Annotated in this window: 14 protein-coding genes; 2 read left to right on the top strand and 12 right to left on the bottom strand. The window is 70.0% G+C overall.

Going from position 1 to position 12820, the window contains the following annotated elements:
* Positions 1-83: 83 nt before the first annotated feature.
* The 7 genes from EER30_RS19830 to EER30_RS19855 all read right to left on the bottom strand — a co-directional run bounded on the left by EER30_RS19830 (position 84) and on the right by EER30_RS19855 (position 6075).
* Positions 84-293 (bottom strand): hypothetical protein, encoded by a 210-nt coding sequence (locus EER30_RS19830; protein WP_127501996.1) that lies wholly within the window; start codon positions 291-293, stop codon positions 84-86.
* 172 nt (positions 294-465) lie between these two features.
* Positions 466-609 (bottom strand): hypothetical protein, encoded by a 144-nt coding sequence (locus EER30_RS47140; protein ID WP_164842396.1) that lies wholly within the window; start codon positions 607-609, stop codon positions 466-468.
* A 24-nt stretch (positions 610-633) separates the two neighbouring features.
* The gene (locus EER30_RS19835; protein WP_205650311.1) at positions 634-2079 is read right to left on the bottom strand and encodes an MFS transporter; all 1446 of its coding nucleotides are present in this window, start codon (positions 2077-2079) and stop codon (positions 634-636) included.
* Entirely contained in the window at positions 2076-3278 is a 1203-nt protein-coding gene (locus EER30_RS19840; RefSeq protein WP_127501997.1) for an epoxide hydrolase family protein, read from the bottom strand. The genes EER30_RS19835 and EER30_RS19840 overlap by 4 nt, the downstream gene beginning before the upstream one ends.
* A 12-nt stretch (positions 3279-3290) precedes the next feature.
* Positions 3291-3734, bottom strand: a complete 444-nt coding sequence (locus tag EER30_RS19845) for a nuclear transport factor 2 family protein (protein ID WP_205650312.1) — start codon at positions 3732-3734, stop codon at positions 3291-3293.
* A 91-nt stretch (positions 3735-3825) separates the two neighbouring features.
* Positions 3826-4395, bottom strand: coding sequence for a TetR/AcrR family transcriptional regulator (locus tag EER30_RS19850; protein ID WP_240670163.1), 570 nt, complete (start codon positions 4393-4395; stop codon positions 3826-3828).
* Between the two features lie 105 nt (positions 4396-4500).
* Positions 4501-6075 (bottom strand): tannase/feruloyl esterase family alpha/beta hydrolase, encoded by a 1575-nt coding sequence (locus tag EER30_RS19855; RefSeq protein ID WP_127501998.1) that lies wholly within the window; start codon positions 6073-6075, stop codon positions 4501-4503.
* 109 nt (positions 6076-6184) lie between these two features.
* On the opposite strand from EER30_RS19855, the gene EER30_RS19860 reads away from it, so the two are divergent.
* Together EER30_RS19860 and EER30_RS19865 are read left to right on the top strand one after the other, a co-directional pair.
* The gene (locus EER30_RS19860) at positions 6185-7435 is read left to right on the top strand and encodes a cytochrome c biogenesis protein/redoxin (protein WP_240670164.1); all 1251 of its coding nucleotides are present in this window, start codon (positions 6185-6187) and stop codon (positions 7433-7435) included.
* A gap of 5 nt (positions 7436-7440) precedes the next feature.
* Positions 7441-8175 (top strand): alpha/beta fold hydrolase, encoded by a 735-nt coding sequence (locus tag EER30_RS19865; protein ID WP_127502000.1) that lies wholly within the window; start codon positions 7441-7443, stop codon positions 8173-8175.
* On the opposite strand, the gene EER30_RS19870 is transcribed toward EER30_RS19865, so the two are convergent.
* From EER30_RS19870 to EER30_RS19890, 5 genes are all read right to left on the bottom strand, one after another.
* Complete coding sequence (locus EER30_RS19870) at positions 8172-8969, bottom strand: helix-turn-helix transcriptional regulator (protein WP_240670165.1); 798 nt, start codon at positions 8967-8969, stop codon at positions 8172-8174. The genes EER30_RS19865 and EER30_RS19870 overlap by 4 nt on opposite strands.
* 141 nt (positions 8970-9110) lie before the next feature.
* A complete protein-coding gene (locus tag EER30_RS19875) occupies positions 9111-9530 on the bottom strand; it encodes a PPOX class F420-dependent oxidoreductase (RefSeq protein ID WP_127502002.1) in 420 nt (139 codons plus the stop codon).
* Between the two features lie 282 nt (positions 9531-9812).
* Positions 9813-10970, bottom strand: a complete 1158-nt coding sequence (locus tag EER30_RS19880; protein WP_240670198.1) for an ROK family transcriptional regulator — start codon at positions 10968-10970, stop codon at positions 9813-9815.
* Positions 10971-10975: 5 nt separating this feature from the next.
* Positions 10976-11905 carry a carbohydrate ABC transporter permease gene (locus EER30_RS19885; protein WP_127502004.1) on the bottom strand — a complete coding sequence of 310 codons (930 nt, stop codon included), beginning with the start codon at positions 11903-11905 and terminating at the stop codon, positions 10976-10978.
* Positions 11906-11907: 2 nt separating this feature from the next.
* Positions 11908-12813, bottom strand: coding sequence for a carbohydrate ABC transporter permease (locus EER30_RS19890; protein WP_127502005.1), 906 nt, complete (start codon positions 12811-12813; stop codon positions 11908-11910).
* Positions 12814-12820 lie beyond the last annotated feature (7 nt).

The raw sequence follows: 12820 nt of genomic DNA on the forward strand, positions 1-12820 counted from the left end.
GATGAGGGAGATCATTCGGCGTAATTACAATTTGTACGACGCCGCCGAACGCGGCGGCGATCACGGCCACCGTTGTCCCCGGCCTATCGGGTACAGCCGACGACATCACCGATCAGATGCAGCGCTGAAGGCCGGCCGCCATCGCTGACCGGCTCAGCCCAGAAGCCGCTGCGCCCAACGGATCGACCGCCCAGGTCCACGCTGATCAGCGCGACCAGCAGGTCGTCCACCGTCACCGGCGCCGTGGGCACCCGCAGCTCGCCCGGTGTTCCGGGGCGGGCCACGTTGAACACGGTCTGGAACGTCACCGGTGACGCGCCGACCGACTCCACGAAGATCGCGTCGCCCGAGGACCGATACGACCCGTTGACCTTCTGCGTGCCCGCCCCTCGCAGCCACGGATAGCGTTCCTGGGCGGCGTCGAGGGACCCGACCGACCCGGTGCTGACCGGCGCCGGGCTCGGCCTAGGTCACCGCGATGAAGCCGGGCTTGAGGTGACTGCGCGTGTCCAGCGGGACGATCCGGAAGGTGTTCCCCTCTTGCGGGTCGGGCGGCCGGGACCAGGTGACCCGTCCCAGCGGCTCGCTACACACGAGGGCGTCGGCCACGGTCGGCAGCTTCCACCGGAGCCGTTACCTGTGATCCGCCAATTCCCGGTCGGCGTTGCTGTCTTCGGGGCTGTGGGCGGTCGCGTCGGGGATGAGCGCGGAGGCGGCCAGGCCCAGCGCGGCCGCCCCGGCGAGGACGGCGAAGGCGACAACCCAGCCGGTCTCGGTGGGGAAGCCACCCGGTGCGGTGTGGGCGGCCAGGACGGCGGAGACGGCGGCTGCGCCGAGCGCTCCTCCGATCGTACGGATGTTGGCGTTCATGCCGGTCGCGGCGCCCGTGTGAGCCGGCGGGACGGCGTGCACGATCAGGGCTGACAGGGCGGACAGGCCCAGGCCGAAGCCGATCCCGGCCAGCGCGGTGGCCAGGATGACCTGCCAGACGGCGTCGTGGGCCAAGGTCAGCAGGACGAAGCCCGCCACGATGGGGACGCCGCCCAGCAACAGGACCAGTTTCGCGGGGATGCGGTTCGACAATGGCCCGGCGGCGACGCCGAAGACGAACTGGGCGATGGTGACGGGCACGAAGATGAGGCCCGACACGGTGATCGACTCGCCCAGGCCGTACCCGGTGGTCTGGGGCAGTTGCAGGAAGGTGGGGAGAAAACCGAACGCGGAGTAGAGGGTGACGCCGAACAGCAGCGAGGCCAGGTTGGCTGTCCACACCGGACGCAGACGGAAGATCTGCATGTCGATCAGTGGAGACTTGGAACGCAGCTCGGTGCGCACCCACAGCGCGCCGGTCAGCACGGCCAGCGCGAACGAGCCCAGCGTCAGCGGCGACAGCCAGCCCCAGTCGCCGCCCAGGCTCAGCGGCAGCAGCAGCAACACCAGCGAGACGGCCAGGAACGCGCCGGCCACGAAGTCACCCGGGCCGGTGCCGCCGCGGCCGGTGTGCGGGACGAGCCGCAGCATGGCCAGCGCGACCACCCCGTTGGCGATGGCCGGCAGCCAGAACAGCCACGGTATGCCCAGGTGGTCAATGATCGGGCCGGTGACCAGCACGCCGACAGCGCCGCCGACCGAGCTGACCGCGGCGATCGTGCCGACAGCCGAGCCGATCCTCTGCCGGGGGAGCAGATCGCGCATGATGCCGAAGGCGAGCGGCAGGGTGGCCCCGCCGGCGCCCTGCAGCACCCGGCCGACCAGCAGCAGCGGCAGGTTGTGCGAGAGGGCGGCGACGACGCTGCCGATTGTCATCAGGGCCATCACGACCAGCAGCACCCGCCGCTTGCCGAAGTGGTCGCCCAGTCGGCCCAGCACCGGGGTGAGAACGGCGCTGGCCAGCAGGAACGACGTCAGCACCCAGCCCACACCCAGGTGGTCGGTGTGCACGTAGTCGCGCAGGGACTCCAGGGCCGGGTTGACCGTGGACTGCACCAGCGCATAGGACACCGCGGCGACCGAGAGGATCGTCAGGACGAACCCGGCGGCCCGCGCCCGGGTGGAAGGTTCCGCGACATCGACGCTCATTCAGCCCGCCCCCGGAAGGTACGGCGGGCGTCGGCGGCCCACTCGTCGGGGACCTCCCACGTGCCGAAGTGGCCGCCGCGCGGGTGCGCCGACAGGTTGACGTGGTTGAACCAGCGCGCTTTGGGGCTGTCGAGGAAGTCCTGCACGCGGGCTTCGGTGGTGACGCCGGGCGGGTTCTCGTAGCCGACGAACGTGATGCCGGTCGGGGCCTCGATGACGGGCGTACGGTCGTGCGAGGGCTGCCACGGGTAGCGGGCCGCGTTGGCGTACAGACGCATCGACGTGCTGATCGAGTTCGTGACCCAGAAGATCGTCGCGTTCGTCAGGATCTCGTCGCGGGTCCAGACGTTCTCGATGTCGCCGTCGTTGTCCGACCAGTTGGTCCAGCGCTCGAGCACCCACGCCAGCATGCCGGCGGGGGAGTCGGTGAGCCCGTGCCCGATGGTGGCCGAATCGAGCACGTGTACGGCTACATGCGCGACGAACCGTTTCTGCCAGGCGAGGATCTGCTGCCGCAATTCGTCCGGGACGCCCGCGGGAATGGAGGCGCCGCCGGTGAGGTCCCAGGGGCGGTCGCCGTTGAACATGGTCAGCGGGATCGACGAGCCGAGATGGATGGCGTAGACCTCGTCCGGGTATTTGTGGCCGAGTTGCTCGGTCACCATCGCACCCATGTCGCTGCCGGCGGCGAAGTACTTCTCGTAGCCGAGCACCTCGGTCATCAGCTTGTGCCAGAGGTCGGCGGTCTTCCAGAAATTCAGGTCGGGGCGGCTGACCGGGGTGGAGAATCCCGCGCCGGGAATGGTCGCGACAATGACGTCGTACGATTCCTCGCCCGGGGCGGCCAGCCGGTCGACCACGGGCAGCAGGTGGGTGACGACCCAGGGCCAGCCGCCCGTGAGGATCAGCGGCTTGGGGTCCGGGCCGGCGCCGGGCTTGCGCAGCAGGTGGATCTTGACGCCGTCGACCTCGACGAAATAGTTCTCGTACTCGTTGAGGCGCTTCTCGGCGGCCCGCCAGTCGTAGTCGTTCTGCCAGTGCTCGACGAGCTCCTGCAGATATTCGCGGGGCACGCCGTAGAACCAGTCCTCGTTGCCGAGATCGTCGGACCAGCGGGTGTTCGCGAGACGGTTCTTCAGGTCGGTCAAGACCTCATCGGGTACGTGGATGGGGGTCGGAGTGAGCGGGAAAGCGGACATGGGTGGGACTCCTCAGAGTTCGATTTCGAGGCGGAGACGAGTGAGGTCGAAGCCGGCGATACGCCATTCGCCGTCGATGCGGCGGTAACGCTCGTGGTAGTGGCCGTAGCCGTGCATGGACGAGAACGGCGCCTCGGGATGGGCCTGCCGGTCGTGGAAGATGCGGTCTTCCATCGCCCAGACGGCGGTCGCCTCGTCGCCGTCGACGGCGATCTCGGCGGAGAACACGTGGTGGATGGGCTGGCCGGCGGCGACGCGGCCGCCGATCGTGGTGGCGAAGGCGGCCGCCGTGACCTCGTTGGCGAGGGTTCCGTCGACGTCGAAGAAGCGGAAGACCGCGTCGTCGGTGAAGAGGGTGGTGGCCAGTTCGTCCCATTGCTTGGTGTCCGCGAGGCGGCAGTAGCGCGCCTTCAGATCGCGGATCTGCTCGAGGTCGAGCACATGAGTGGACTGCATGGTCCAATAATGGATCGAGACTTCTGGACCGTCCAGTCCAGCATGGGGTTCCGTGCGTCACTGCCGCATGTGAAGCGACGAGTGCGGGGGCCTACTCCGGCTTGCGAAGGGGCGTGAGGGCCAGGTCGAGGCCGGTTTCGAGGTAGGCGACGCGGCCGGTCGCGCGGAGCATGACGACGCCGCCCTGAATGGCGACCAGGATGCTGCGGGCCACTTCTAGCGGCCGCTCGATGCCCATCGCCTGGGTGCCCCGAGCCAGGGCGCTCTCCCACGTGTCGTACAGGGTGCTCACCACCTCGCGCGTCTCGGGTGACGTCTTGCCCAGCTCGGCCGTGAGCACCCCGAGCGGGCAGCGGTCGCCCAGCTCCACGTAGTGCCGCATGACCGCGCCGCGCCACTTCTCCCACGAGACGGCCGTGGTCAGGTCGTCGAGCCAGGGCTGCTGAGCTGCGAGAACCTGCGCGGCCTCGTGTTCGGCCACGGCGAGCAGCAGGTCGGCGCGGCCGTCGGGGAAGTAGTGGAAGAGCTGGCTCTTGCTGGTTGCCGTGGCGGCGCGCACGTCGTCGAGGCTGGTGTCGGCGGCGCCGTTGTCCTGGATGAGCCGGGCGGCGGCGTCGACGATGCGCTGGCGGGTCGCGAGCCCCTTGGCGGTCAGTGTCACCCGCCTATGGTCCCTCGTTGGACGGCCTGGTCCAAACGGCGGCGCGACGCGAATATGGGGCGGCCCCCGGCGGAAGGGTGCCGGGGGCCGCGGTATCGGGAAGGGTCAGCGAACGCAGCGGTAGTTGGCCGCGTCCGTCGTTGAGCCGTGACCCGTGTAGCGGGCGGTCGACGGGTACGAGCAGACCGGGTGGCTGACCGTCACGCCGGTGGACGACTTGCCCGCGGCCGGCAGCGTACGCGGAGCCTTGCCCTGCTCGACCCAGGTGGTCAGAGCGGCCAGCGCGGCGTCGTCGGAGATCGACGGCCCGGTGGCGCCGCAGTGGTCGACGCCCGGCACCAGGAACAGCCGGTAGAAGTCGTCCACGTTGCGGTTGCCGCCGAACACCCGGTTGACCCGCTCGCGGTACTCGACCGTGGCCTGCGTCGGGATGAGCTGGTCGGACTGGCCGTGCCAGGTCAGCAGCTTGCCGCCGTTCTTGGCGAACGCGCGCAGGTCGGCGTCGTTCGTGCCGATGACGTTGTTGTACTGCTTAACCGACGAGCCGAAGAGCTGGTAGAACGTCTTGTAGTTGATCTGCGTCAGGTCGAAGCCGGGGTTCTTGGTCACGAAGAACTTGACCCACGCGCTGGAGACGAAGAACGGCGCCCCGACCTTGGCGAGCTGGGTGAGGTCGGCGCCCTTGTTCGGGCCCGGGTAGCCCTTCGGCCCGGCCCAGATCTTGTTCATCGCGTCGGCCACGGCCTTCGTCACGGTGATGGTCTTGCCCTCACAGACGACCTTCTTGCCGACCAGCCCGCGGGCGTCGAAGTCGCACGCCTGCGGGTTGTCGATGATGCCGTCCTTGACCCCGTCGTTCGTGTCGCACTTCGCCACCGCGGCGGTGTTGAAGGCCTTCAGCTCACAGTCGCTCGGCGCGACCTTCAGCTCGTTGAAGACGGCCTGCGACCAGGCGGTGCCGACCGCGAACCGGGTCCAGTTGACCGCCGGGGCCTTGGCCAGGATGCCGTCGAAGTCCGCCGGGTGGACCTGCGCCTCCTCGTAGCCCTGGCGGCCGCCGGTCGAGCAGCCGTTCCAGTACGAGTAGTTCGCCGACTTGTCGTAGAAGCCCTTCGTCACCGACTGGCCGACGACCGCCAGGTCGTGCAGCGAGCGGGAGGCGAAGTTCGTCACGAGCTGGGCGTTGCCGGCCCACGAGCTCGGGTCGATCGGGTTGGTGCCGACGCCCGCGTCGGTGGCGGCGGTGGCATACCCGCCCTTGACCCCGACGACCAGCGGGTGCAGCAGCTCACCGGCGAGATAGGCGCTGCCGCCGGTGGCCTGGAACCGGCCGTTCCAGTCCTTCTTGTTCTGCGGCAGGGAGACCTTGATGGTGACCTTGTCGTTGGCGCCGGGATGCGACACCACAACGGAAATGTCGCACCAGGCCGGCACGGCCGGGATGGGCGGGTAGTCGGGCAGCGGCGGAGCGGACGGGAACGTGACTTCGCCGCCGGCGTTGGCGACGGCCGTCACCTTCTCCACCTTCGTGCCCTGAGGCGCGGAGACCGGAACGGCAGCACAGGTCGTGGCGGCCTGCTGGCCGCCGGTGGTGGTGCCGGCGTTGGCGGCCAGCGGCACCAGCAGCGCGACGGCCGGCAGAGCGGCAGCCGCCATCAGGACGATCAGGCGTCGTTTCATGACCGACACCGTCGCCCGGGGAGTCGCCCGGTCGCCCCAGGGAGCACCCCTGGGGCGACCACGGGTGGGACCCCGGCGTAGAGGCCCGGATATGCCTCCGGTCACAAGAGTGAATTATTCCGCGGCCCAGAGCGTCGTTTCCCGTGTGCTCAGTAGTGGTCTGATCGGATTCGCCGGTGGCGTGATAACCGGCCTGTCCCCGTGCATCCTCCCCGTCCTCCCCGTCATCTTCCTGTCCGGCCGCGGCCGCGTGGTCGCCGGACTGGTGACCAGCTTCAGCCTGCTCACCCTGGCCGGCGCGGCGCTGATCGCGGCCCTGCCCATCCCCGACGGCGCGATCCGCTGGGCCGGCCTGGCCGCCCTCGTGCTGCTCGGGCTGGGCCTGATCGTGCCGCGCATCGAGGCGATCCTGGAGGCCCCGTTCTCCCGGCTCCCGCAGCGCGCCCCGGGGCAGGACCGCGGCGGCTTCGTGCTCGGCCTGGTTCTGGGCACGGTGTACGTCCCCTGCGCCGGCCCGGTGCTGGCCGCGATCACGGTGGCCGGAGCGACGGGTCAGGTCGGCTGGGACACGCTCGCCCTGACCGGCGGTTTCGCCGCCGGCACCGCGCTGAGCCTGCTGGTCTTCGCGGTCGCCGGCAAGACCCTGACCAAGCGGGTCGCCGCGTTCCGCCGCCGTCAGCGCGGCATCCGGATCGCCTCCGGCGTCGCCGTGATCCTGCTGGCCGTGGGCCTGAGCTTCAACGTCATCGGCTCGGTCCAGCGGGCCGTTCCCGACTACACCACCGCGCTGAGCCACACCGTCGAGAAGCTGGTGTCGTCGAGCCCGCACACCACGTCGACCGCGAGCACGACCCTCGGGAGCTGCGTCGGCGAGGCCCTCTACAGCCTGCCGACCGGCGAGGCGCAGGACTGCGGGCCCGCCCCCGCCCTGGCCGGCATCAGCCGTTGGATCAACACCCCGGGTGACCAGCCGCTGACCGTCGCGAGCCAGAAGGGCAACGTCGTCCTGGTCGACTTCTGGACCTGGGACTGCATCAACTGCAAGCACGTCCAGCCGCACCTCAACGACTGGTACGCGAAGTACCACGACCAGGGTCTCGAGATCATCGGCGTCCACTCTCCCGAGTACAGCTTCGAACGCGACTACGACGGCGTCGTCAAGGCCGTCGCCCACGAGGACATCAAGTACCCGGTCGCCATCGACAATGACTACAAGACCTGGTCCGCGTACGGGTCCCAGGCGTGGCCCTCCCTCTATGTGATCGACGCCCAGGGCGTGGTCCGGTCGATCACGATCGGCGAGGGCGGCTACGACGAGACCGAGAAGCTGATCAACTCCCTGCTGCCCGAACGGATGTGAGCATCATGAGCCGACCACTCGTCTTGCTGCACGGCCTGACCTACGACAAGCGCCACTGGGACCCCGTGCTGGGCGAAATCGCCAAGATCGACCCCGGGCGTACGGCCCTCGCGCTCGACCTGCCCGGCCACGGTGACGCCCTGCGGCGAGACTCGTACGGCATCACCGACGTGGCCGGCGTGCTCCACGACCAGGTGGTCGCGGCCGGCATCGACGGGCCCGTCGTCCTGGCCGGGCACTCGATCGGCGCGGTCGTCGCCACCCGGTACGCGGCCCTCTACCCGGCCGCGGGGGTGCTCAACGTCGACCAGGTGCTGCTGCCCGGCCGGTTCTTCGCGACCCTGCGGGCGGCCGAGCCCACCCTGCGCAGCCCGCAGTGGCGCCAGGTGTGGAACCAGATGCTCGCCGGCATGGCCCTCGACACCCTGCCGCCCGACGCCCGATCGATCGTCGACACCGCCACTGACCCGCGCCCCGACCTGCTGCTCGGCTATTGGGACGAGGTGCTGCACGGCGACGACGCCGCCATCCGTGCGGAACGGACCGCAGACCTGCGCACCCTCGCCACGAACGGCACCGAGTACGAGTGGGTGACCGCGAAGGAACCCCCGGCGCCCTACGTGCAGTGGCTGACCGCCGCCCTGCCCCAGGTCAAGATCACCGTCATCCCCGGCAGCCACTTCCCCCACCTGGCCGGCCCGGCCCGCATCGCCCGAATCCTCACCGACGACCTGAGTTAGGACGGGCGCAGCGCAGAAGCGAGCTCGCGGCGCGACGTGATGCCGAGCTTGGTGAAGACCTTGCGCAGGTGCCGTTCGACAGTGCGCGGGCTCAGGAACATGGCGGCCGCGATGTCGGGATTGGTGCGCCCGGCGACGGCCAGCTTGGCGATCTGGCTCTCCTGCGGGGTCAGCGCGGCCACGGCGGCGGGCGCCCGGCTGCGGACCGTCTCACCGGTGGCGCCCAGCTCGCGACCGGCGCGGGCGGCGAAGCCCTCGGCCCCCATCGCGGTGAAGGCCTCGTGGGCCGCGCGAAGCCCGACCCGGGCCTCGGCACGCCGGTTCTCGCGGCGCAGCCACTCGCCGTGGAGCAGCCGTGCTGTCGTCGGCAGGGCCGCGATGCGCCGCTGGAAACCCTCCTCGACCCGCCCGGCCACCGGCTGGCCGCCGCCGCGCGCCCCGAACCCGAACGCCAGCTCGGCCGGGGTGAGCCCGCGCGGCAGCTCGATCAGCGCCAGGGGGTTGCCGCGGGTCTCGGCGACGATGCGGTCGCGCACACGGTCGTCGACCGGGCCGGGCAGGGCCTCGTCGAGCAGCGCGCGGGCGTCGGCGTCGCCCAGACCCTCGACGGGCAGCTCGGGCAGGCCGTCGAGCAGGTTCGCGGCCTCCGGCGTGCGCACGGCGAAAACCATGCCGACCGGTTCGGCGTCGAGGCGGCGGGCCACGAAAGTCAGGATCGTCATCGACATGCGGTCGAGCCAGTGCGCGTCGTCGACCACGCACAGCAGGGGCCGCTCGGCGAACAGGCCCAGCACGGCCAGGCCGACGAGCAGGGCCTCGGGCGGATGGCCCGCGCTGAGGCCGAACGCGGTGGCCAGCGCGTCGCGTTGCGGGCCGGGCAGGCGGTCGAGGTGGGGGAGCAGGGGTGCGCAGAGCTGCTGCAGGGTGGCGGGCCCCTAGGGTTTCGCGTGGGTCGTCCGCCGGGGTTCGTACCAGTCGGTTCCGACGGGCTCGCCGGCCAGGTTCCAGCTCCACGAGACGGTCGGTGTGATCCGCAGGAAGGTACCCGGCCCGATCATGCCGACCCGCTCGACGGGTCCGTCGGCGGTGCCGTAGACGCGGATCGAGCGGACGACGAACGGGTCGAAGGACACCAGATCGTCGACCACGAGAGCGACCCGCACATGGCCGGCCCGCACGTTGCGGAACTTGCGGGTGCCGAGGACGGTCCGTCCCGAGCCGCCCACCCAGAAGTAGCTTCCGTCGAACTCGAACGCGACCGGAACAACGTCCGGCTGTTCCTCGGCGCCGACGGTCGCGAGCCGGGCGATCGGCTGCGAGCGCAGGTACGCCACTTCTTCCGCGGTGAACGACATGACCGTTCCATCCCTTCCGTGCTGTCGAGTTCGGAACTTACCGGGTCAAGGCCGTGCGGAGCGCGTCGCGAGCCCTCTCCCGGAGCCAGGCGTGGCCGGTGTCGGTGTCTTCCCCGGCGGCTGTTCCCTCGCGGGGTGAGCCGGGCGACGGTGGCCGCGGCGATGGTGGAGGAGGCGGTCCGGCCGCGATTCCCCGGCGAGACCGTGACCGTGGTCCCGAGTTGAAGTGACCGCCGCGCCGGCGTGACCGTGGTCCCGAGTTGAAGTGACCGTGGTGCCGGGCTAGAGCGCCAGGCGTCGGTCGACGGCCGCCGGGCTGAAGACCTGCTCCCGCACCATCACCACGGCCCCGGCCACCCCCGCCCGGTCGCCCAGCGTGCTGGTCGTGACGACCAGCCGCCCGGTCGCCAAGGGCTGGGTGCGCTGCAGCAGCGACTCGTGCACGCCTCGCAGAAACTGTTCCCCGGTGTCGGCCAGGTCGCCCCCGACCACCAGCACGCGCGGGTTCAGCAGGCTGATCGCCGTGGCCAGCACCTCGCCGACCAGCAGCCCCGACCGGCGCACGACCGCGACCGCGGCCGGCTCGCCCTGGGCCACGAACGACACCACGTCGCGGCTCGTCAGCGCGGCGAAACCCTGGTCGCGCAGCTCGCGGGCCATCGCCGCCCCGCTGGCGATCGCGGCGAGGCACCCGACCGCGCCGCAGGCGCAGACCGCCGTCGAACCGCTTACCCGCACGTGCCCGATGTCGCCGGCCGCGCCGTCGGCGCCCCGGAACACCTCGCCGCCCGCGATGATGCCCGCGCCTAGGCCACTGCCGACCTTCAGGTAGAGCAGCGTCGACTCGTCCGGATAGTTGGCCTGGTGCTCGCCGAGGGCCATCAGGTTGGCGTCGTTCTCGAGGAACACCGGGGCGGCGAAGCGCTGGGCGAAGAAATCGCGTACGGGGTAGTCGCCCCAGCCCGGCATGACCGGTGGACGCACCACCCGGGCCTGGTCGAACTCGACCGGGCCGGGAACCCCGAGCCCGATGCCGCAGACTGAGCTGACCGTGCGGCCCGCCTTCTCGAGGAGCTTCCCGAAGCGCTCGGACACCTCACCCAGCACCGATTCGGGCCCGGCCGCGATGCGGCTCTCGAGCACCTGTTCGGCCAGGATCTCGCCGCGCGCGTTGGTCACCGCGACCCGCCCGTGGGTCACGCCCAGGTCGGCGGCGAGCACGGTCGGGGTCAGATCGTCGAACGTCAGCAGCGTCGGCGGGCGGCCGCCGGACGAGTTCGCCGTGCCGGCCTCACGCAGGTAGCCCGCGCCGATGAGCGCGTCAAGCCGGGCGGCCACCGTCGACCGGGACAGGTCGGTGATCTCGCCGAGCTCGCGGCGCGTGCCGACCCGCCCGTCCCTGATCAACTGGAGAAGATGACCGGCGCTGTTGGACGACACCTTGCTCAACCCTTCTCCGCTCCGGCGCTGAGCCCCTCGACGAGGAACCGCTCCGTGAGAAAGAACAACGCGATGATCGGAAGCGTCAGCACCACGGACCCCGCCATGAGAACCGTGGTCGGCACCTCGATGCTGCCGGACAACTGGGCGAGCCCGAGCGACACGGTCCACCGGTCACGGTCTTGCACGAGGAAGAGCAGCGCGAACAGGAACTCGTTCCAGGCGATCATACAGACGTACAGGGCGGTGGCCATGATGGACGGCATCGCCAGCGGCAGGCTCACCCGCCGGATGACACCGAAGCGGCTGCACCCGTCGAGCAGCGCCGCCTCCTCGAGACTGGTCGGGATCGTGTCGAAATAACCGCGCAGCATGTAGACCGCGACCGGGATGGTCTGAGCGACATAAACGATCGCGAGACCGACCAGGCTGCCACGCAGACCCACCCGGGCGAAGATGACGAACAGCGGGACGGCGACGACCACCGACGGGAACAGGTAGACGCCGAGGAACAGCGCCGAGATCTGCCGCCGGCCCTTGAAGACCAGACGACTGACCGCGTACGCCCCGGGAATGCTCACCGCCAGGGTGATGACGACGGTTCCCAGCGCGACCAGCAGGCTGTTACGGATGAGGGTCAGGAACCCCTGCCCGCCGTTGCTCGTCGAGCTCAATACCTGCTTGTAGGCGTCGACCGAGATGTCGACCGGGTTGATCGCCAGGTTGCCCGGGTCGAGCAGCAGGTCCTGAATGCTGCGTACGGACAGCAGCAGCATGTAGTAGAACGGCACGACCGACGCGAGTACGAGCAGCGCGATGACGATCCAGCGCACGTACGGAAGGACGGCGCGTTCGACGCGGTCCCGGGTGAGGCTGGGATCGCGGTCGGAGGAACGCGTCTTTTCAGGAGCGGGCCGGCTCTGGGTTGCCACCATTGCTACGAGTCTCCGTTCCAGCGGCGGGTCGCGCGGCGCTGGATGACCAGGAAGACCACCAGCACGAGGGCGAGGATGACGGCCTGCGCGCAGGCGGCGCTGACGTCCTTGCGGGAGGTAAGCAGCTCGAACACCCGCACGCTGACCACCTCGGTGCCGGAGCCGCCGCCGGTGAGCAGGTAGACGTCGTCGAACTTGCTGAACGTGAAGACGAACCGCAACGTGAACAGCACGACCATCGTCGGCAGCAGCTGCGGCAGCAGGATGTGCCGGAACTGCTGCAGCGGCGTCGCGCCGTCGACGTGGGCGGCCTCCTCGGTGTCCTTCGAGACCGCCTGCAGGCGCGCCATCAGGAACAGGAAGGCGAACGGGTAGTACCGCCAGGTCTCGAAGACGATGACGGTGAGCATCGCGGTCGAGTGCTGCGACAGGAACGGGATCGCCTCGCTCCAGCCCAGGAAACGCGTGCCCCAGTTGTTCACCACGCCGAACTGCGGGTTGAGCATCGTCGTCCACACGAAGGCCACAGCGACGACCGGGGCCACGTACGGAAGAAGGATGAGCCCGCGCACGATGGCGCGGCCCTTGAAGGGGCGGCGGACCGCGAGCGCGGCGATCAGACCGACCAGGATGGATCCGGTGGTCGCGCCGAAGGTGTAGAGCACGGTGTTCCACAGCGCCGACCAGAAGCCGGACGACTGGAAGACCTCGACGAAGTTGTCCAGCGTGTACTGGCCGAAGAACCCGGCGTACCGGATGTTGATCAGCTTGATGTCCTGGAACGCTATGGAGATCGCCCACAGCATCGGCACCAGGAGCACCAGGCAGACGATCAGCACGGTGGGCGTCACCAGGCTGACGCCGGCCCGGGCGTCACGCTGACGCAGGGTCAGTCTGCGGTTGGGCATGGATCCT

It is taken from the genome of Actinoplanes solisilvae (assembly GCF_003999975.1).
Taxonomy (GTDB): Bacteria; Actinomycetota; Actinomycetes; order Mycobacteriales; family Micromonosporaceae; genus Actinoplanes; species Actinoplanes solisilvae.